Consider the following 20,505-nt stretch of genomic DNA (forward strand, 5'->3'; position numbering starts at 1 on the left):
TCGGCGGGCGCGGCGTGCGACTCGGGTTGGGTGGACGGCCATCAGTGGCACGGTGGCGGCGCTCGGTTGCGCCGCCGTCGTGGTTGCTGGGGCGTGCCTGGCCGTGGTCGTCGGCTGCATGTACGTCGTCGTGTCCATGAACCGCTAGACCGTGTCCTGGCGCCCGGCCAGCCGGTCCAGCGCTGCCGCCGTGAGCGCCGTGATCGCTGCCGGGAGCGCCGTGCGGATCGCGGGGGCGAAGCGGGGGGAGTGGTTCGGGGGGATGTCCGCGCCGTCGGTGGCCGCCCACTGGCGGGGGCTCGTGGTCCCCAGCATCCAGTAGACCAGCGGGATTCCGGTCTCGCCGTGGAGTTCGCGGCCCGCGTCCCCGTAGAGGGCGAAGTCCTCGGCGGCCAGGGACGGGGGCCAGCCCGTGACGCGTGCCGGGCCGTACAGGGCGGTGTGGGCGGCGCGGACCGCGTCGGTCGCGGCCGGGTCGCCGTACAGGGCCGGGGAGCGGGAGAGCACGGTGAGGTCCGGGTCGCGGGGGCAGGCCGATGCGGCGCACTCGGCCCGGACGATGCGGTCCACCGCCGTCAGGGCCCGGTCCAGGGTCTCGTCGGTGAGGGCGCGCAGGCCGATGCCCAGTTCGGCGGTGTCCGGGACGACGTTGACGGCCGTTCCGGCGTGCACCGTGCCCACGGTGAGGGCGAGTTGCTCGGCAGGGGCCGCCTCGCGGGCGACGACCGTCTGGAGGCGGCCGATCACCGCCGCGGCCGTGACCACGGGGTCCACGGTGAGGTGCGGGGTCGCCGCGTGGCCGCCCCGGCCGTGGACGACGACGGTGAGGGCGGCGCTCGCGGCGGCGACCGGGGCGTGGGAGCCGCCGTGCGCGATCAGGCCGGCGGGGAACGGCGCGGCGTGCTGGGCCAGGACGGTGCCGGGTCTGCCGAACCGCTCGTACAGGCCGTCCGCCAGCATGGCGCGGGCACCGGTCAGGGTCTCCTCGGCGGGCTGGCCCACCACCACGAGGGTGCCGCGCCAGTGGTCGGTGGTGCGGGCCAGCAGGTCCGCCGCGCCGGTGGCCGCCGCCAGGTGGAGGTCGTGGCCGCAGGCGTGCATGGCGGGGCCGGTGCTCGCGTACGGGAGGCCGGTGAGCTCCTGGAGCGGCAGGGCGTCGAGTTCGGCGCGCAGGTAGACGCGGGGGCCCTCGCCGTTGCGGAGGACGCCGACGACTCCGTGGCCGCCGACGCCCCGGGTGACGTCGAGGCCGGCGGCGCTGAGCCGGTCCGCGAACAGGGCGGCGGTGCGGGCCTCCTCGCCGGACGTCTCCGGGTGGCGGTGGACGTCCAGGTAGAGGGTGAGGGCGGGGCGGATCGTCTCCTGGGTGAGGGCCGGGGAAAGGGCGGGATGGGGCGCTTCCTGAGGTGTGGTCAGGTGGGTCAACGGAGGCTCCTGGCGTGCGCGTCGGGGGCGCTGGCGTCACGTGCCAGCGATGTGTGTGCGGGAGACATGCCGAGCGGTGAGCGGGGGGCGGTGGAATGGACGGTGTACCCCCCCACCGGGGCGTACGCCAGGTGGTGGCCCCCGGACACGGTGGCCCCGGACCGGAGGAGACGCCATGGAGAAGAACCTCAGCACCCTCGCCGACGAGATCCTTGAGCTGGAGGCCGAGACCTTCGAGATCTCCGACTACTCGGACGCCAGCGAGGTCGTGCTCGCCGGCTCGACCAGCTGCAGCTCGACCTCGACCTGCAGCTCCACCACCAGCACCACCTCCTGCACCGCCTGACCGGGCGGTGCGCGCGCCCGGTATCCGTCTCCCTTCCGGACGGGTACCGGGCGTTTCGCCGTCTCCGGCCGGTGCACGCGGTTACGGGAAGGGGTGCGGGACCATGCGCATCCCGGCCTCGGCCAGGTCCGTGGTGCGGTGGCCGCCCCGGCGGAGCGCGGTGCGCAGGCGGGGCATGAAGGGGGCGCGGCGGCGGTTCCAGCCGAAGTCGATCGGCAGGAGCCCGGGGGCGAGGGTGGCGACGGTGCGCAGGCCCATGCGTTCCTGTTCCGGGGTGGTCTGGTCGACGGCGATCACGTCGTGTCCGGCTTGGGCGAGTTCACCGATGACAGCGCGGAGGTCGTCGCGCAGGTCGCCGGTGCGGGGGCGGCCGGTGGTCTCCCAGTCCCGGTAGACCTCGCGGAAGGGGCGTACGGCCAGGGGGCGGAGGTAGCTGTCGGCGTGGACGGCCATCCTGGGCAGGCCGTAGAGCTGGGCGTGGTCCTTGAGGTGGCGTACCCGGTCGAAGTCGTCGGCCATCGCCTCCAGTTCGTCGCGGCGCTCCTCGGTCTGGCGGGAGAGGTGCGGGATGTACGTGAGGACTTCGGACAGGGCCCCTTCGACCGCCGCCCGCGGGTCCAGCGAGGCGGCCGCGGCGAAGGAGAGGGCGCCGGGGCCGCCGTCGCGGCGTACGGCGAGCGCGGTCACGACGGGGACGGCCAGGTCGACGCGGTTGTCGAGGGCGTGGACGTCGTAGCCCTGGAGCGCGGCGCGTTCGGCCATGGCGGGTGCGGCCCGTCCGCCTACGGTGGCCAGGTCGATCTCGGTGAGCCGGGCGTTGCCGTACCAGGCGTTGAGGAAGGCGTCCCGTTCGATGAGTTCGAGGAGCCCGCCGAGGACGGCCTCCTCCAGGCCGCCGCCGATGGCGCAGCCGTTGGAGCACTCGAAGACGAAGTTGTCGGCGGCCAGTCCCGCGCTGTAGTAGACGAGCCGGGACGGGACGAGGACGGGCTTGTCGTCGCGCAGCGACCAGCCCCACTCCCACGGGATGGCGCGGTCCGGGTCGAAGGGGTCGACGAGCGGGTCGTCGCGGTAGGTGAGGGGATCGTAGAGGCCGCAGACGGCGGGGTCGACGGCGTCGGCCCGCAGCTCCGTCCAGGAGCCGGTGACGGGGGTGGTCCGGCCGCGCCGGTGGGTTCCGGCGTAGCGCTCCAGGCCCTCCAGGAAGGCGAGGACGCGGCTGGTGGAGAAGGTGTTCTCCTGGCCGCTCCAGGTGACGTCGTTGAGCCCCGCGTAACCCCTTACGAAGACGCTGCCCGCGACGGGCGCGGTCGTCGGCGAGGTGACGTCGGACCAGGTGCCGCCGCCCAGCACCCCGCAGACGGGGTTGGCCAGGGCCTCTTCCGGCAGGGGGTACGAGGACGCGGGGCGCAGCCGGTAGCCGTCCGGGTCGGGCTTGGGGCGGGCGACGAGGGTGAGCGGGCGGGGCCCGGCGGGGGCGGGCGGCGGGGCGCAGTCGGGGCAGCGGGGGTCGGCGAGCAGGGGGTACGTCCGCACCTGGAGGGTGGCCAGGTCGAGGCGGGTGACCTGGGGCAGGAGCCGGTCGGCCGGGCCGGTGGCGGGGGGTTCGGCGCCGGGGCCGTCCAGCAGCGCGCGGCACAGCGCGGCCACGGCGTCCTGGGCGTGGTCGGTGAGCAGCGGCCAAGTCCCCGTCGGGCGGGGGCCGTCGGGGCCGCCGGTCTCCAGGGCGTCCCGCTCGCTGCGGCTGCGCAGGCGCTGCCAGCGCATCGCGAGGCAGCGCCCGCAGGCGGGGGCGGTGCCGTCGCCGCCCCAGGGGCCGATGAGGACGGCGGAGGCCGTGAGATGGACGCGGGCGCCGGGGCGTTCGGCCGCCCAGGGGTCCGGGGCGCCCCGGTCGCCGAGGGCGTCGGTGGCGCCGACCGGGACGACGGGGACGACGGGGACGTCCCGCCCTGCGCGGGCGGCCAGGGCGGTGTGGAGCACGGTCCGGGCCGCCTCCATGGGGGCGGGGGCGGTGCGCGCCGGGGCGCTCATGAGGACCTCGTCCAGCGGAAGGTCTTGGCGGCGGCGGCGCCGAAGACCAGGGCGAAGGCGACGAGCCCGGCGCAGCCCACCCAGACGTCGGAGAGGCTCCCGCGTCCGGCGATCGCGTGGGACACGGCGTCGTTGAGGTAGCGCAGCGGCAGGACCACGGAGACGTGCTGGAGCCAGGACGGCATCGAGTCCAGCGGGAAGAAGGAGCCGGAGAGGAACGCCATCGGCAGCATGAGGAAGTTGGCGACGGCCGCGACGGACTCCGGGGTGTCGGCGAAGGAGCCGATGATGACGCCGAGCAGCAGGAAGGTGGTGACACCGAGGAGGAGCACCGGGATCAGCAGCGGCCATCCGGAAGCGGGCCGCAGGCCGAACACCGGCAGCATGGCGACACCGACGAACAGCAGCGACTGCACGGCGCCGACGACCAGGGCGAGGACGTAACGGGAGCCGATGACGGCGGAGAGCGGGGCCGGGGACATCCGGATCAGGCGCAGGATGTCGTCGTTCCGCCACTGCATCAGGGTGAACGCGATACCGAAGACGGCGGCGTTGGCGACGCCCCAGGAGAGGACGCCGGCGGCGGTGTACGAGAGGTAGGACAGGCCGCTCTCCTCGACGTCCTGGCCCCGGAAGATCAGGCCGAAGACGACGAGGAAGAGGAGCGGGAAGGCGAAGGTGAAGAAGAGGGTGCTCTTGTCGCGGATCTGGGCGCGGTAGCCCGCTGCGGCCAGTGCGGCGTAGGCGCTCATGGCTGGTGCTCCGTGGTGTCGGCGTTCCGGTGGGGGGCGTGCGCGGACCGGGTGAGCCGGGCCGTGAGGTCGAGGTAGACGTCCTCCAGGCCGGCGGTACGGGTCTGGACGCCGTCGAGACCGGTCAGCTTGTCGACGGCGCTGAGGACCTGGCCCGCCTCGCGGGTCTCCAGGACGAGGGAGCCGCCCTGGACGGTTACCCGGTCGACGCCGGGGATGGCCGCCGCCTCGTCCTCGCCGAGGCGGCCGAGCGGCAGCATCAGCCTGGTGGCCGCCTTGAACCCGCCGACGAGGTTGTGCGGGGTGTCGGTGACCGCGACCTTGCCGTCCACGAGGATCGCGATGCGGTCGCAGAGCGCTTCCGCCTCGTCCAGGTGGTGGGTGGTGTAGACGATGGTGCGGCCCTGTGCCTTGAGGGCGCGCAGCACCTCCCACAGATCGCGGCGGGCCTGCGGGTCGAGGGCGGCGGTGGGCTCGTCCAGGAAGATCAGCTCGGGGCCGTGGACGAGGGCGGAGGCGATGGCGAGGCGCTGGCGCTGCCCGCCGGAGAGGCTTTCCACCTGGATGTCGCGCTGCTCGGTGAGCCCGACGGCCTCCAGCGTGGCGTCCACGGCGCTGCGCGGGGCGCCGTAGAGGGCGGCGACGGTACGCAGGTGCTCGTGCGCCCGCTGCCGGACGAAGAACGCGGAGGACTGGGTCTGGACGCCGACCCGGGGCAGCAGCGCGGTGTTGCGGGGCCAGGGGGACTCGCCGAACACGGCGACCGTGCCGCTGTCGGCCCGGCGCAGCCCCTCCATGATCTCCACCAGCGTGGACTTGCCGGCGCCGTTGGGTCCGAGCAGGCCGAAGAACTCGCCGCGCCCGATCTCCAGCGACACGTCGTCGAGGGCCTGGCGTTCCCCGTACCGCTTGGAGACGTGCCGGACGTGGACGGCGGGGGCCGGGGCAGCGCCCTCGCCGGGGGTGGTGGGCATCGCCTGTACCTCATTCATGTGGTGCGTGGTTCCTTCCGGTCGGGGGCGGTCGCGCGGCGCGGGCACCTCGGTCACCCCGTCAGGAGCTGGTACGCCGCGGCGCAGGTGCCCGCCGCGGCGAGGAGGACGAGCGCGACGAATCCGGCGGCGTACGCCGTGTAGAGGCGCCGGGCCCGGCGGGGGTACGCGGCGGCGGCGTCCGGGTCGTTTCGGCGCAGGGCCAGGTAGGCGCGGGTCTCCGGGGCGAGGCGGGCGGTGCCGAGCAGGTGGCCGAGCATGCGGTAGCCGTCGAGCGGGGGCAGCGGGACGAGGTTGCTGAGTCCCTGGACGGCGCCGAGCAGCAGGAGTCCGGCCAGCAGTGCCCTGGTGGGGTCGCCGGGGGGCAGCAGGGACCACCAGAGGGCGAAGGGCAGCAGCAGCACCATGTTGAGGTGGGCGCCCGCCCCGGCGATGACGAGCCGGGCGCGCAGGGCGGGGAGGAAGAGGTAGTTGTCGACGGTGCAGTAGAGCATCGCCACCGGGAACCGCCAGCGCAGTCCGATCTCGGTGACCGTGCCGCCGTAGTGCTGGGCGGCGATGCCGTGGGCCAGTTCGTGCAGGGTGATGCTGAACCACAGGAACAGGGCGGCACCCGCCAGGGCGGCCGGTTCCCGGATCAGCTCGCCGGTGCCGTCCAGGAGTTCGCCGGTGTGCAGGACGAGGGCCACGACGGTGACGAGGCCGGCGGCCAGCAGCGGGAGCTGGACCGCCCGGTGGAGCAGCGGACGCAGGACGCGGTGGAGCCGGGCGGTGGTCCGGTCGGCGTCGGCGACCAGGCGCCGGGTGCCGTGCCACCGGCCGCCGGTACGGGCCGGGGGAGGGGCGGCGGTCGGCGGGTCGGGGGCGCCCGCCAGCAGGCTCCGGGTGCCGAGGAGACCGAGGAGCCTGTTCCAGTGCTCCTCGGCGAGCCGGCGGCCGAAGCGTTCGGCGTAGGCGGGCGCGAGGTCGTCCAGGGTGCGGGTCCCGTCGAGGCGGGAGATGAGGAAGTGCTCCTTGGGGCCGACCTCGAACGCGGCGCCGCTCACGGGGTGCTTGAGCAGGTGCACCGTGCGGGGGCCGCGCAGCAGGGGCGGGCTGATGAGGACGCCGGGCCCGAGCGCGGGCCGGTACGCGCGAGCGGCGGCGCGGGCGCGGTCGGTGGCCGGGTTCATGAGCCCGCCTCCCTGTCCGTACCGGTGTCGTCCGTACCCGCGTCGCCCGGCGGCTCGCGCAGGACCTGGCCGAGGACGAAGGAGAGGTACGCCTCGTCGCGGATCGTCACGTGCAGCCGGTTGTTGGTCATGTGCATGTACGGGGAGAGCAGCCGGGGCAGGACGGCCGGGACATGGGTGAGCGGTTCCAGGGGGGCCGCGTCGGCCGGCTCGGTGCGCTCCTGGCCCGAGTCCTCGCGGGCAGGTCCGTCCCAGACCGGGAAGAGGAGTTCGCCCCGGGTGGCGAGGTCGGTGGCCCGGTCCCGCAGCTCCAGGCAGTGGGCCGCCCAGCCGCGCAGGAAGGACGGCAGCCGGCCGAGTTCCCCGGCGGCGACGGCGGCGCGGATCGCGGCGAAGCGGCTGCCCAGGGCGGGCGCCATCTGCGCGTAGTTGCGCTCGTACTCCTCCGATCCGATGAAGCCGGTGCCGGGGAAGGCGCGGTGCCAGAACGCGTAGTAGCCGTCCAGGTAGTCGGCGAGCCGGTCCTCCTCCGGCAGGAAGCAGCTCGCCATCACCATCATCAGCTGGGCGGAGGTGCCCAGCAGCACGGTCCGCAGGTGGAGGTTCATGGTGCGGAACGCGTCGATGACCAGGTCGCTGGAGTGCCGGAAGTGCCACTCGGCCAGCTCGACCCCGGCCGGGCCGCCGTACTTGGCGTACTCGGGGGCGTACGGCTCCAGGCTGAAGGAGTTGTTCGGCCGCAGGTTCATCCGGCCGTCCTCGCCCATGTACCGGGCGCGGTCCTCGCCGGGGAACTCGATGTCGAACAGCTCGTTGTAGAAGTCCTTGAGGAACCCGGAGTCGACCTCGTAGAGGGCGGGCCGGGTACGGAGGAAGCCGGTGAGGGCCGCTTCGGCGCGGCGCCGCACCTCGGGCGCGGCGGCGGGGCTCGCGGGGCGCAGCCGGAGCCGGACGTGCGGTCCCTCCAGCCAGTACGTGATGAAGAAGTGGCCGGCCAGCAGCCCTTCGGCGGTCAGCTCGGCGACCAGCGGGCGGACGCAGTCGACCAGCATCGGCCGGGGGCTGGCCGCGTAGAAGACGTGCAGGGCGATCCAGTCCCCCCGCTCCGTGCCGGCGGGGCGGGCGGGGCTGGGCGAGATCAGTTCCGGCATGTGGGGCCGTCCTCGGTACGCGGTCGGGAGGTGAAGGTCTCCACGGCCAGTTCGGCGACGTGGTGGCCCTGTTCGGAGAGCACGTGCGGGGCGTCCTCGGCCGGGAGCATCTCCCGCAGGACCACGGCGTCGCCCGGCCCGCGCTCCAGCAGGGCGTCGAACGCGGTCAGGGACAACGGGCTGTCGAAGTCCACGTACAGGGGTTTGGCGCCCAGGGCGCGGCGCCCCTCGCGCAGGACCGTCGCGAAGACCTGGGCGGGCAGCCCGTGGGCGCGCCGCCAGCGCCGCCAGCCGAGGAACCACCCCGCGTCGTCGGCGCCGGGTGTCCGGGCGGGCAGCGCCCGGGCGTCGGCCGTCCAGCCGCGGCGGCTGACGACGACCCCGTCGTGGACCACGCGCGGTCTGCGGGTGACCCCGTCGCGGGCGGGGGCCTCGGGGACGCCGCCCCAGACGTCGGTGGGGGTCATGGTGCTCGGGGCGAGCAGGAGCAGGGTGCGGGGGATCTCCGGCAGGGCGACGGGGACGAGGTAGCCGAGGTAGACGGGGACGACCTCGCACCCCAGCCGCCGGGACCGCAGGACGAGCCGGTCGGTGGCCTCGTCGTGCTGGAGGTACAGGTCCTCCAGGTGGATCCGGGCGTCCTCGGGCACGGTGGAGGTCTCGCCGGGGCACACGATCTGGTGGTTCGTCAGCCGCCCGTGCAGGTTGAGGTTGGTGGTGATCGGCCCCCCGGTCAGCTCGGCGAGGACGGCGCCTTCGGGGGCGCGGGTGAGGAGTTCGGCGCGCAGCCGCTCCGAGAGGCCGGGGCGCACCTCCGGGGCGGTCGCGCCGTCGGGGTCGTAGACGTGCGTGAACCTGCTGAAGGGGAAGGCGAGTCCGCCGTACGAGCGGTTGAGGACCACCAGCGGCCGCCCGTCCGGGCCGGGCCCGGCGACCTGGATGTGATGGCTCTGCGGGGTGAAGTCCTGCGTGATCGGGGCGAGTTCCCCGGCCACATCGGTGAGGAGGGAGGCGGGGAGCCGGATCTCGTCCGCCGTGCCGTGCTTCTCCCACTGCTCGCGCATGCCGTCCACGAAGCGCCGGCGGGCCGAGTCCAGGGTGCGCAGGGCGCTCTGGCCGAGCCAGTTCTCCTCCGGGACGTACTCCCCTTCGGCGTCGAAGGCGGAGTGCTTGGAGGTGAACGAGATGTACTGGTCGAAGAGGTCCTCGTGGAAGTCGTGCACCAGACCGAGCAGATCGTCGCAGCGCCCGCCGCTTCCGTGCCGGGCCAGGAAGAAGCCGCGCAGGGTGATGCGCTGGGGCAGGGTGATGTCGTACATCGGGAGGATGCCCTCGACCCGCCGCAGGGCCCGGCCCGTGGCGCCGGCCAGCGGCCCGGGCCCGCCGCGCAGGTCCTCGCCCGCGCTGACGTCCTCGTACACCAGCGTCCGCGGCAGCGCGGCGTCCTCGGCGCCCAGCTCCCGCTGTACGTCGCGGAGTTGCGCGCGCAGGGTGCGGAGCAGGGTGCGGCGTTCGGTGAGCGGGGCGGCCGGGTACGCGGCCAGGCAGGCGGCCGGTCCGTCGAGCGAGGCCGCGACCGCGTCCGCCCAGGGGGCCCCGAGACCGCGCAGGGCCTGCTGGAAGGAGCGCAGCGGGTCGGGGCTGTGCACATCGGTGCGCAGGCCCGGCACCTGCACCATGCCGAGCTGGAGCAGGGCCGCCGCGTAGCGTTCGGCCTCGTCAGGACCGGCGCCGCGCTCGGAGCGCAGCATGTCCACGAGGTCCCGGTGGCGGGGCCCCTCGTGGGCGGAGAAGAAGGTGAGCAGCCGGTCCAGGGTGCCGCTGCCGCGGAGGTAGAACAGCCGGTCGCGTATGGCGTCGAAGGTGACGGCCGCGCTGTCGTCACCGGTGGTCACCCACTGGCGGACGTAGCGGATGCGGTCCTCGTCGCGTCCCCAGCCCGGGGCGAGGACGACGGGGAGGTCCTGGCGGCGCACGGGGTCGGCGAGGACCAGGTCGGCCAGCCGGCCGAGGACGACGACGTTGAGCCGGACATGGCTGGTCCACTCCTCGCCGACGCGCAGGGCGGGCGGGGCGGAGTCCGGAGCGGAATCCGGGGCGCCCGGGTCGAAGGTGCCCGTGGCCACGGCCGTCAGCGTGCTGAAGGGACTCGTCTTGCACGCGGTGCGGTAGAGGTAGGTGAGCGCCGAACGCTCGATCTTCCGCATCCGCTTGCCCGGCTCGGCGCTCGTGTCCTCCAGGTATCCGCCGAGCCTGCTGTCCAGCGTGGGCGAGGCCAGCAGCAGACCCAGCCGGAACCGGTCCCCGGCCAGCGCCTCGCGCAGCGCCCGGCGCGCGTCCCGCATCTCGCGGGCCAGCAACTCCGGCCCCCGGCCCAGGAGATCGGCGTACCGGGTGCGGAGGGTCAGCCAGTCGGCGAGCCGTGCGCCCGCCGGTTCGGCCAGCCCGGCCACCAGGCGCTCGGCGGCGCGGGGATCGGCGGGCAGGCGGTTGTTGAAGACGGCGCGGCGCACGCTGAGCAGCAGGCGGCGGGCGTCGCTGCCGGCCGCGTCGGCGGCGCCGAGCAGCCCGTGCAGCAGCTCGCTGAGCGCGGCGCCGTCGGCGGTCAGCCGTTCCTCCAGTACCAGGACCTCGTTCGCCCAGTCACCGGTACCGGGGCAGCGCAGGCCCCGGACGGTCTCCAGGGGCAGGCCGGCCGCACGGAGCAGGAAGCGGTGCCCGGGCTCCCACACGTCGGGCGGACGGGGGGTGGTGTCGGACGTCAGGAGTGTCATCGCAGGGTTCCCGTCAGGCGATCTCGTGCCGGAAGTCGGCGGGCCGGGGCCGCTCGTTGCCGAGCGGCATGATCAGCAGGGGTGCCTCGTCGCCGTCGCCCAGGCCGAGCTTCTCGACGTACGCGATGTTGTCGAAGCCCAGGGCGACGCCCGCGCCGAGCCCGAGCGCGGCGGCGGCCACGTAGAACGTCTGGGCGACGGCGCCCGCGGTGCCCGCCGCCAGGCGGTAGCCGCGGTCCCCCACCGCGTCCAGCACGGCGGTGGTGCGGACGGCCGGCACGAGGACGGCCCCCGCCTGCTCCAGGTTGTAGTTGGCGAGGAAGTAGGTGTTCTGGAGGAACGCCCCCGGCGGCCCCGCGTCGACCAGCCGCAGCTCCCCGGCCTCGGGGTCGTACGCGTACGCGCCCGGCTCGACGGACTCGACGTGGTTGACGAAGGCGTACATCCGGGTCTGGCGCACCGTGCCGTCCGGGTCCGCGTCGCTGGGCAGCGACGTCCCGGCGCAGGCCGCGAGGACGGCGGAGAGCTGGGCGGGTGTGACGGGGCGCGCCGCGTCGAAGCGGCCGAAGCTGCTGCGCCGGGTGCGCAGGGCGCGCCGCACGGACACGGCGGGGAAGGCCGGGGCGGGGAGGGCGGTCCGGGTGCCGCCCGGCGGGGTGGGCAGCGCCGCCGCGGCGGCCAGCGCGCCGGGGGCGGGGCGGTCCGTCGCGTTCTGGGTGGTCGCGGCGTGCATGGCGAGAAGGGTGGGGAACTTCCTTACGGCGCGGGACCGTTCGGCGTCCCGGTGCCGCACGGCCGGGTCGGGGCCGCGGGGGACCGCCGCCGGGGCCGGGGCGGGGGCGTCCCAGCGCAGCGGGACGACGGCGAAGACGCCCTCCTCCTCTCCCTCGGTGCCGAGCAGACCGTTCAGCCGGGGCTCGTCGAACCACAGGACGGGCGAGGTGGCCAGGCCCCGGGCCCCCGCCCAGATCCGCCAGGTCTGCACGAGGGTGCCCAGGTCGGTGGAGACGACGTGGTACGAGAAGCTGTTGTACTTGAACGCGTTCTGCCAGTACTTCACCCCGAGGATCAGGTACTGGTCCGTCTCCCGGGCCTCCTCGGGCGCGCCGGGCCCCAGTGCCTCGCGGACGCGGGCGGACACGTCGCCGGTCAGCACCCGCTGCACGGCGTGCCGCTGGACGTCGTAGTAGTGGATGCCGGGGGTCAGCGGCCCGGAGGGGCCGGACGCCCAGTAGATGCTGACCGGGTAGAGACCGCCGCCGCCCGCGGTGCCCCGGGACCAGTTGGCGTGGGTGTGCAGCGGCAGCCCGGACAGGTCGCTGTTGGCCTGGACGCCGAGGCGGCGGCCGGTCAGCCCGTACGAGTCCTTGAGCATCGCCGACAGCAGCGGAAGGGTGAAGCCGGCCGGGTCGCCCGCCGCCGCGCCGCCGTCCCGGGCGGGCAGCAGACCGCGTGCGGCAGGGGCGTCCGGGAGTTCGTCGCCGTCCGGGAGGGCGTACGGTTCCACGCCCGGGTAGAACTTCCCCCGGCGCGGGCCGTCGGGCCAGTCCGGGACGAAGTCGGTGGGCTCCATCGGGACGCGACCGCGGTGCAGGACGGCGTCGGCGTACTCGTGGGCGTACCCCATGGGGCGGCCCCCTCTCGCATGGGTTCGGATGGGCGGCTGAGGCTGACGTACCGTCATGGGAACGGGTGGGGAGCCGGGTTGAGGCCGGCCGGACCGAGCACGGTGCGCATCCGGGGCATGTGCCGGGCGCGCTGGCGGGACCAGCCGAAGTCGATGGGAAGCAGCCCCGGCACCAGGACCTTCACGGTGTGCAGTCCGAGTGCGCGCTGCTCGGGCAGGGTCTGGTCGACGACGACCACGTCGTAGCCGGCGGCGGTGACGGCGCCGACCGCGCGCAGCACGTCCGCGCGGAGGTCGGGGGCGGCCGGGCCGCCCCCGGTGTCCGGCCAGACCAGGTCGGCGACGGCGAGCGGGGGACGGGGTTCGGGCTGCCGCAGCAGGAAGTCGGCGTGCCGGCCCATCTCGGGGATCCCGTACGACAGCGGGTGGTCGTGCAGGGTGGTGAACCGGTCGAAGTCGGCGGTCATGGCCCGCAGCCGTTCCTCGTCGCGCAGGGTCCGGCCGACGAGGTTGACCGCGTCGGTGGCGATCTCGCGGAGCGCGGAGTCCAGGGCGGATTCCGGGTCGAGCCCGGCGCCCGCGCCGAAGCACATCCGGCCGGTGGAGCCGTCGAAGCGTTCGGCGCAGCCGGTGACCACGGGGACGGGGAAGCCGATCCGGGTGTCGAAGAAGCGGGCCCGGTAGCCGTACAGGGCCAGCCGGTCGACCATCTGCCGGGTGGCGGGCCGGGTGCTGGTCGCCGGGTCGATCTCGCGCAGGGGCACCTGCCCGTGCCAGGCGAGCAGGAAGGCGTCCCGTTCGATGACCTCCATCAGCCCGAAGTAGACGGCCTCCTCCGTACTGCCCCCGGAAGCGCAGCCGTTGGAGCTCTCCTGCACGAACCTGCCCTCCAGGCCCGGGGCGTGGTAGTAGGCGAGGACCTCGGGTACCGGCCGGGGGCGGTCGTCGCGCAGCGACCAGCCCCACACCCAGGGGATCCTCCGGTCCGGCGCGAAGGGGCGCACCCAGGGGTTCCGGGCGTAGAACTCCTCGTCGTACAGGCCGGTTTCGCGCGGATCGACGGCATTGGGGCCCAGCTCGTCCAGGGAGGCGGTGAGCCGGGTGGTCCTGGCGCGGGCCCGCATCCCGGCGTACCGCTCCAGCGCCTCCAGGATCCCGATGCTCCGGCTGTGCGCGTACGTGTCCGCGTGGCCGCCCCAGAACGTCTCCCGGAGGTAGTCCCCGGACCGGGTCGAGAAGCAGCCGACGGTGGCGGAGGTGGTGGTCGAGGCGACATCGCAGGTCACCGAGGAACCGAGCGCGCCCCAGTGCGGGTTGACGAAGGCGTCCTCCGGCAGCCGGTGGTCCTCCACCCGCCGCACCCGGAAGACACCCGGCCGGTACGGGGGAGCGGGCCGCAGGGTGAGCGCCGCCGCCTCGGCGGTGTCGGCGCGGGGCGCGGAGCAGCCGGGGCACTCCGGATCGGGGACCAGGGGGTGACTGCGTACGGTCATGGCGTCCAGGTCCAGCAGATGGACCCGGGGGTACGGGCCCGGCGCGGGCTCCGCACCGGCGAGCCCCGCCATCAGGGCGGCGACGGCGGTGACCGCGAAGGGCAGCCCGTACGGCCAGTCGCCGACCGCACGGGTGCCGTTGCCCAGTTCGAGGCCCTCGCGCAGGGCCACCGAGCGCACGCCCTGCCAGCGGCGGGCGAGGCAGATGCCGCAGCCGGCGCGCCCGTCCCGGGCGGGCCACGGGCCGATCAGCACCTGCCGGCCGTAGAGGTGGACGGGCACGGCGGGGCCGTCGGCCGGGGTGTCCTCGTCCGGGGCGCCGGTCCGCGCGTACGCGTCCCGGACACCGAGCGGCGCGACCGACACGGCCGGTACGGCGCCGGCACCGCCCTCGCCGAGCGCGTCCCGCAGCGCCGCGGCGAACCGGCCGACGGCTCCGGGGAGTTCGGTGGGCAGGGGGCGTACGGCGGTGTCAGCCGGCATCGGCGGCCGCCCGGGTGAGCAGGACACGCACGGTGTGGATGCCCGCGGTGGGCAGGTCGGCGGCGTGCGTGGGCACGACCAGGGCGTCCCGCCCGGCGGCGGCGAGGCGTTCGAGGACGCGGGTCCATCCGGTGTCGTCCTCCCCGGCCGGGGCGTCCGGGGCGGCGGGCTGTTCGGAGGTGACCGGGACGAGCGCCGCGTCCAGGTCGCGCATCAGCGGGTCGCCGGTGTCCGGGGCGCCGGGTCCTCCGGCCGTCTGGGCCCGTCCTTCGGCTGTCTGGGCTTCGGCTGTCTGGGCCGCGCCGAGCAGGTCCCGCAGGGCGTCCACGGCCGCCGTCGCGAGGTCCGGGGCCGCGCCGACGGCCCAGAGGGCGGGGCGGGGGGTGCCGGTCGTCCGGGCGAGGACGACGGACGCCCCGGAGAACGCCCGCTCGCCGAGGTCCAGCAGCTCGACGGTGAGGCCGAGATGGGCCGCCGACCGCAGCAGGAACACCGGTTCGGGGTCCTCGCCGAGCACCTGGGGCGTGATGACGGAGACCGCGCCGGCCCCCCGGACGGCCCGGCGCAGAGCGTCGTGGGCGAGCGCCGACAGCAGCCCGGCCCCGGCGGCCTCAGGCAGGTCCGCACCGGCTCCGGCACCGGCCCGGGTGGGTTCGAAGCGGCGGTCCGCGTTGTCCGCGCCGAAGGGGCGCACCGCCCCGGCGGGCACCCGGACCACCTCCTTGGTGAGCAGCGAGACGGCCGCCGTCCACCGGGTGGCCGTCCCGGTGCCGCCGGTGCCGGACGCGACGGTGAGGCTGTCCGGGGCCACGGCGGGCAGTTCCGCCGTGGCGTCGTCGGGCGCCGGGGCGGGCACCACGTGTTCGGCGTAGACCGTGGCGGCGGCGTTCAGCGCCCGCAGCCGGGCCCCGGCGGTGTGGTGGACGTCGAAGGCGGTGACCGTCCGGCGGCCCCGGGCGCCGAGGCCCCCCAGGACGACCGAGCCCACCTTCAACGGGGTCTGGGTCAGCTTCTCGTCGGCGTAGGCGGTGAACACCCCGGCGTGCGGGTGGACGAGCGCGGAGCGGCGTTCGAGTGCGGCGAGCGGGCCCTGGGCGGCCTCGTCGTCGGCGGCGGTGGCCGCCGTCGGGAGGAACGCCGGGCGGGTCGGTGCGGAGGCCAGGTCGACCGGCTCGGGCAGGGCGGCGGGCGGCGCGCAGAACGGGCACGCCGGATGCGGCAGCAGAGGCTCCGACGCCACGTCGAAGGAGGCCATGTCCTGGAGCAGGAGCCGGTCGCGGGTCTCTGCCCGCAGCGCGCCGGTGACCAGGCGGAACACCTCGTAGCCCAGCAGGTTGCCGAGCATCGCCGCGAGCGGCCCCACGGGCTGGGCCCCGGGGGTGCCGGTGCCGAGGGCGAGCCCGCTCCAGAGACCGGCGGCCGCCGTGTCGGCCGCATCACCGGCCGCGCCCAGCCGCAGGGCCGCGCAGGCCCAGCAGGCCGCCGCCCCCGGGGTCATGACCGGCCCGACGACGGCCCGTCCCCGGAACGTCCAGGCCGGGAGCAGCGTCCGCCCCTCGGGCACCCCTTCCCGGAGCAGCGCCAGTACGGTGCCCGGCGCCTGGGGACCGGCCGCGGCGACGACGACGTCGTACCCGTCGTAGGCCGCCCAGCCGGGACCGGGCCCCTCCGGGAGTACGGACAGCTCGACGGGGCAGTCCTCCTCCGTCAGCCGGGCCGCCTCCCGGTGGACCGCCGCGAACTCCTCGGCGGTGGTGCCCCCGGAGCCGTCGAGGAGGGTGGCGTCGACGCCGATGGCGGCGCAGCCGTTGCGGATGAGCGACAGCACGCACCAGCGGGCCACGGGACCGTCGCCGAGCACGGCGACCCGGGTGGAGCGGTAGCGGGCGAACCGGGCGTCGGCTTCGTCCGCGTAGTGGTCGATGTAGGCGATCTGCTGGGCGAAGCGTTCGGCGGGCGCCGGGGCCGTCCGCGGGGCCGCCGACTCGTCCGGTGCCGGTACGGGCCGGGCGAAGCCCCGCGCGTAGAGGGCCTTCACGAGTTCGCCGACCATGGCCTTCTGCCGGTCGCCGAAACCCTGGCAGATCTCCTCGACGGATCTGCTGCCGTCCAGGTGGGGCACCAGAAGGGTGGCGAACCGGTAGCCGGATCCGGCGGTGAGCCGGAACCCTCCGTCGGCGTTGTGAAAGATCACGCCGTCGGGCGTCTCGGTGAACAGGACGTCACGGCGGACTCGCGGCCGGGTCCCGGCGGTCTCTGTGTAGGGCGTTGCTGCCATGCGTGCGTCACACCTCTTGTTCTGGGGCCGGGACGGCCGGCCCGGGGGCGGGCCACGCTGTCCGGCTGCGGGCGGGTAGGGGTGTACGGAGCGGTGGTACGGGTGTCAGGGGCGGGGAGTTCCGGGGCCTGGGTCTCAGGGGCCGGGCGGCCGGTCCGGGCGGACGCGATGGGCGGAGTCCGCGGCGCGGTGACGGGCAGTCACCGCAGGGCGGTGGGCCGGGTACTGCCCGCCTGGGGTGTCTCCCCGCACCGTGGCGGACGTGGGAGTGCCCGGGCGCGCCCGGGGGCGGAGGAGGCGGTCGCGCGCCGCGCATGCGCGCGCAGCAGTTCATGCATCCGGAACGCGCCCGGGTGCTCCTCCTCCAGGAGGCCCGCGTCGAGAAGGCGTTCCAGCACGTCTTCGGCCGTCTCCCACGGGACGTCGAGGACGGTGGCGGCCAGCTCCGCGGTGAGCGGGCCCCGGGGCGCCGCCCCGAGCCGGAGATGGGCCTCGGCCAGCACCGGGGGGAGCCGTCCCACCGCCTCGTCCAGGGTCAGCGGTACGGACATCCGGGGGTCGTCGGCCAGGCTGAGGCGGGCCGGCAGGCCGTGGCGGAGCCAGTGCGCGCAGTCGGCGGGCTTGAGGAGGGGCCGGGTGAGCAGCCGGGCGGCGGCGATCCGCAGGGCGAGCGGATGGTGCCCGCACACCTCGGTCAGCAGCCGGGCCCCCGCGGGCTCGGCGGCGACGCGTTCCCGGCCCAGGACGGTCGTGAGCAGGTCATACGACTCGTCGGGGCCGAGCGCGCCGAGCCGGTGCGCGGTGCCGCCGTGCGTGGCGACGAGGGCGGCGAGCCCCATCCGGCTGGTGACGATCGCGGCACCGCCCGCGTTGGCGGTGAGCAGGGGGCGTACCTGGTCGGGGTGGACGGCGTCGTCGAGGATCAGGAGCGTCCGGCCCCGCCCGGTGCCGGGCCCTGCGGGCAGCGCGTCGCGGAGCTCGGCGGCGGCCTCCTCGGTCGGACGCGGGGTGCCGTCGGGCGAGGTCAGCCGCAACAGGACGCACCCGCCAGGGAATTGCCCGCCCACCAGGTGTGCCACGTGCAGGGCGAGCGCGGTCTTGCCGATACCGGGCGCCCCGGAGAGCACGGCCACCGGGGCACGCCCGGCGGCCGCGGCGGACGCCAGCAGCGGGACGAGTTCCTCCACCTGACTCCGGCGCCCGGTGAAGCCGGGCACCGCGGGGAGCGGGGCCGGCGCCCTGCCGCCGCCCTCGCCTCGGCCCTCCGGCGGGAGCAGGTGGGGCGGGAGCGCGGCCGGTGGCGGGGCGGTGGCCAGGAGTGAGACGGGGGCGTGCCCGGTGTCCGGGGCGCCCAGGTCGTCGCCGCGCAGAATCGCCAGTTCCAGGCGCTGGAGCCCGGGCCGGGGGTCGACGCCGAGTTCCTCGCGCAGGTACGCCTTGATCCTCCGGTACTCCGACAGCGCCTCCGTCTGCCGCCCGGTCCGGTAGAGGGCCAGCATCAGCTGCTCGGAAAACCGCTCGTGAGCCGGGTATACGCGCGTAACTTCCCAAAGATCGACGAGGGTTTCGCGGCAACGGCCGTGCCCCAGTTCGATGTCGCAGACCCTCTCCAGGATCCGCAGACGTTCCTCCGCCAGCCGGGGCACCTCGTCCCGGTGCAGCAGCCCGGAGGGCACGTTGGCGAGCAGCGGCCCCTGCCAGAGGGCGAGGGCGGCCCGCAGGGTGTACAGCTCGGAGTTCTCACCGGCCGCCGCCGCCCGGCCGACGAGCTGCCGGAAGTGGAGCAGGTCGAGGGTCTCGGTGTCGGCGTGGATGCGGTAGCCGCCGGCGACCGCCATGACGGCCTGGTCCTCGATGCCGTACTTGGCGAAGATCCGGCGCAGCCGCAGGACGCAGCTCTGGAGCGCGGCCTTGGCCGTGGCGGGCTGTTCCTCGCCCCAGACGGCCTCCTGCAGGTGGTCGGTGGAGACGACCCGTCCCGGCCGGATGAGCAGGGCGGCCAGCAGCGCGGTCGGCTTGGAGGGCGGGAGGACCACGAGGTCCCGCCCATCGGTGATGCTCAGGGGCCCGAGCAGTTGGAACAGCACCGTCGTCCGCCTTCCCGTACACTCTCGGCGGCCCGTCGCCCGGCCGCTGCGTCGTCGTACCCGTACAGGAACCGGGGACTACTGCCAGCCGAAGTCGTGCGCCCGGTTCCCCGGGGGCTCGGGCAGGGCGGGGCTGCTGAGCACGTCGGACGAGGGAGCCGGGGCGAGAGCGCCGCCGCTCAGGGCCGGGGACAGGGGAGCGGGACAGGAGAACCGGTGGAGACGCGTCATGCGGAAGCCCTTCGAACCATCGGTGGGGGAGTGTTCGACAGCACCGTGAGTTTTGTACGCGGGTGACGCGACGGTGAAGGCGAGACCGGTGGACCGATGAGGCCATGGCCCCTTCCGTCCAGCATGTGGATGCCCGGACCGCCCCGGCCACGTGGAGGCGGTCCGCCACCGTTCACGCGTTCGTGGCGGGGCCCTTCACCGCCGCGCAACCGGGTTGCCGAAGAGTAGATTTCGCTGCCCCGAGGTAATAACTCCGGCAAGAGACAGTGCTCCTAGTGTGGAGGGACGATGCTCGACCCCTTGGGTCTGGATGCCACGGCGGAGATCGTCTACCGGGCACTGCTCGCCCAGCCGTACGCGTCCCTCGCGGAGCACCGCTCCCGCCTCGGCCTGACGTCCGCTCAGTTCGACTCCGCGGTGCGGGAGTTATCCGGCCTGTCTCTGGTGCGGCCGGCCGCGAGCGCCGGTGAGCAGCGCCTGCATGTGGTCGATCCCAGGCTGGGCCTGGAGATGCTGCTGACCCGCCGCCGCGCTCTGCTCGCCGCCGAACAGCAGCGCCTGGCGGACGGGGAGGCTGCCGTGGCCGAACTCCTCTGCGGTCTCCCCGCCCCCCATGCCGCCGCCGGTGAGTCGCCGGTGGTGCACCTGGACGGCGTGGACCACGTACGGGACTACCTGGCGCGGTTCCACGAGGAGGTGGAGGAGGAGATCCTGACCTTCGCGACGGGCGGTGCGCAGACGGAGGAGAACATGCACGCCTCCCGCCCCCTCAACCAGGAGCTCCTGGAGCGCGGGGTGCGGATGCGCACGGTCTATCTCGACAGCATCCACAACCACCCGCCGACGGTGGCCCACGTGACCTGGCTGGCCTCTCTCGGCGCCGGGATCCGCACGGCCCCCTCGCTCAGCACCCGCATGATCATCACCGACCACCGCCTGGCCCTGGTCGCCCTGGACGACCAGGACTCCTCGCTCGGCGCACTCGTGGTGTCGGGCCCGGGCCTCATCGCGGCGCTGGAGGCCCTGTTCGAGAACGTCTGGGCCGACGCCGAACCCCTCGGCCCGTCCGAGAAACCCGCCGACCACTCACTGACCCGCCAACAACACGAAACCCTGCGCCTGCTGGCCCGCGGCTACACGGACGAGGCCATAGCCAAACGCCTCGGGGTCTCCCCCCGCACCGCCCGCCGCATCGCCACCGGCCTCCTCGGCCACCTGGACGCACGCAGCCGCTTCCAGGCCGGCGTCCACGCCGCCCAACTCGGCTACCTGCCGGCGGACGGGCCTCGGCCTTGAGAGGCGGGGAGGCTGCCCAGCGGGGGAGGCCGGAGGGATGCCCGGCGACGAGTCGCCGGGCAGGGGCGGGGCTCAGCCCCCGTACGGCCCCATGTTCTGGCTCTGCGCGTGCCCGTGCGCCAGGCCCTGCGCCCGCCCCTGCTCCGCCGCCCCGCGCTCCAAGGCCCCGCGCTCGCCGGACCCGCCGCGCTTCCGAAGCGCTACGAGGCACGCGGCGAGGACCACGCCGAGAACGACCACGACACCGATGACCAGAACCATGTCTTCCCCCCACTCTGCCGGAGGGCCACGGACTGCGGGCCCTCGCCGGTTGTACGCATTGTCGCTTGTAGGGCGCTCATGGGGAAGTGGGGTTCGGGCCGGT

15 protein-coding genes are annotated in these 20,505 nt (G+C 75.0%); 2 read left to right on the forward strand and 13 right to left on the reverse strand.

Annotated features, from left to right (window positions below):
* Positions 1-144 precede the first annotated feature (144 nt).
* Positions 145-1,425 (reverse strand): amidohydrolase, encoded by a 1,281-nt coding sequence (locus OG867_RS20925; protein WP_406287443.1) that lies wholly within the window; start codon positions 1,423-1,425, stop codon positions 145-147.
* Positions 1,426-1,600: 175 nt separating this feature from the next.
* Here OG867_RS20925 and OG867_RS20930 point away from each other — a divergent pair, with 175 nt between their 5' ends.
* Positions 1,601-1,771 carry a thiazolylpeptide-type bacteriocin gene (locus OG867_RS20930; protein ID WP_018105658.1) on the forward strand — a complete coding sequence of 57 codons (171 nt, stop codon included), beginning with the start codon at positions 1,601-1,603 and terminating at the stop codon, positions 1,769-1,771.
* Between the two features lie 81 nt (positions 1,772-1,852).
* On the opposite strand, the gene OG867_RS20935 is transcribed toward OG867_RS20930, so the two are convergent.
* The 11 genes from OG867_RS20935 to OG867_RS20985 form a co-directional block, all read right to left on the reverse strand.
* On the reverse strand, positions 1,853-3,805 hold the full coding sequence (locus tag OG867_RS20935; protein ID WP_406287445.1) for a TOMM precursor leader peptide-binding protein: 1,953 nt from the start codon (positions 3,803-3,805) through the stop codon (positions 1,853-1,855).
* Positions 3,802-4,557, reverse strand: coding sequence for an ABC transporter permease (locus OG867_RS20940; protein WP_406287447.1), 756 nt, complete (start codon positions 4,555-4,557; stop codon positions 3,802-3,804). Before OG867_RS20940 ends, OG867_RS20935 begins: the two co-directional genes overlap by 4 nt.
* Positions 4,554-5,549, reverse strand: a complete 996-nt coding sequence (locus OG867_RS20945; protein ID WP_406287450.1) for an ABC transporter ATP-binding protein — start codon at positions 5,547-5,549, stop codon at positions 4,554-4,556. Before OG867_RS20945 ends, OG867_RS20940 begins: the two co-directional genes overlap by 4 nt.
* A gap of 53 nt (positions 5,550-5,602) precedes the next feature.
* On the reverse strand, positions 5,603-6,721 hold the full coding sequence (locus OG867_RS20950; protein ID WP_406287452.1) for a peptidase M50: 1,119 nt from the start codon (positions 6,719-6,721) through the stop codon (positions 5,603-5,605).
* The gene (locus OG867_RS20955) at positions 6,718-7,872 is read right to left on the reverse strand and encodes a lantibiotic dehydratase C-terminal domain-containing protein (RefSeq protein WP_406287454.1); all 1,155 of its coding nucleotides are present in this window, start codon (positions 7,870-7,872) and stop codon (positions 6,718-6,720) included. Before OG867_RS20955 ends, OG867_RS20950 begins: the two co-directional genes overlap by 4 nt.
* Complete coding sequence (locus OG867_RS20960; protein WP_406287457.1) at positions 7,860-10,646, reverse strand: lantibiotic dehydratase; 2,787 nt, start codon at positions 10,644-10,646, stop codon at positions 7,860-7,862. The genes OG867_RS20955 and OG867_RS20960 overlap by 13 nt, the downstream gene beginning before the upstream one ends.
* Positions 10,647-10,659: 13 nt before the next feature.
* Positions 10,660-12,273, reverse strand: a complete 1,614-nt coding sequence (locus tag OG867_RS20965) for a nitroreductase family protein (RefSeq protein ID WP_406287459.1) — start codon at positions 12,271-12,273, stop codon at positions 10,660-10,662.
* Positions 12,274-12,326: 53 nt separating this feature from the next.
* The gene (locus OG867_RS20970; RefSeq protein WP_406287461.1) at positions 12,327-14,249 is read right to left on the reverse strand and encodes a TOMM precursor leader peptide-binding protein; all 1,923 of its coding nucleotides are present in this window, start codon (positions 14,247-14,249) and stop codon (positions 12,327-12,329) included.
* Entirely contained in the window at positions 14,239-16,527 is a 2,289-nt protein-coding gene (locus OG867_RS20975; protein WP_406287463.1) for a TOMM precursor leader peptide-binding protein, read from the reverse strand. Before OG867_RS20975 ends, OG867_RS20970 begins: the two co-directional genes overlap by 11 nt.
* A gap of 200 nt (positions 16,528-16,727) precedes the next feature.
* Positions 16,728-18,614, reverse strand: coding sequence for a BTAD domain-containing putative transcriptional regulator (locus tag OG867_RS20980; RefSeq protein ID WP_406287467.1), 1,887 nt, complete (start codon positions 18,612-18,614; stop codon positions 16,728-16,730).
* 78 nt (positions 18,615-18,692) lie between these two features.
* Complete coding sequence (locus tag OG867_RS20985; RefSeq protein ID WP_406287469.1) at positions 18,693-18,845, reverse strand: hypothetical protein; 153 nt, start codon at positions 18,843-18,845, stop codon at positions 18,693-18,695.
* A 288-nt stretch (positions 18,846-19,133) separates the two neighbouring features.
* Between OG867_RS20985 and OG867_RS20990 the strand changes: the two genes are divergently transcribed.
* The gene (locus OG867_RS20990; RefSeq protein ID WP_406287472.1) at positions 19,134-20,141 is read left to right on the forward strand and encodes a helix-turn-helix domain-containing protein; all 1,008 of its coding nucleotides are present in this window, start codon (positions 19,134-19,136) and stop codon (positions 20,139-20,141) included.
* A gap of 72 nt (positions 20,142-20,213) precedes the next feature.
* Here the strand turns inward: OG867_RS20990 and OG867_RS20995 are convergent, their stop codons facing one another.
* The gene (locus OG867_RS20995; protein WP_328900323.1) at positions 20,214-20,402 is read right to left on the reverse strand and encodes a hypothetical protein; all 189 of its coding nucleotides are present in this window, start codon (positions 20,400-20,402) and stop codon (positions 20,214-20,216) included.
* Positions 20,403-20,505: the final 103 nt, after the last annotated feature.

This window comes from Streptomyces sp. NBC_00209, assembly GCF_045206345.1.
Lineage (GTDB): Bacteria > Actinomycetota > Actinomycetes > Streptomycetales > Streptomycetaceae > Streptomyces.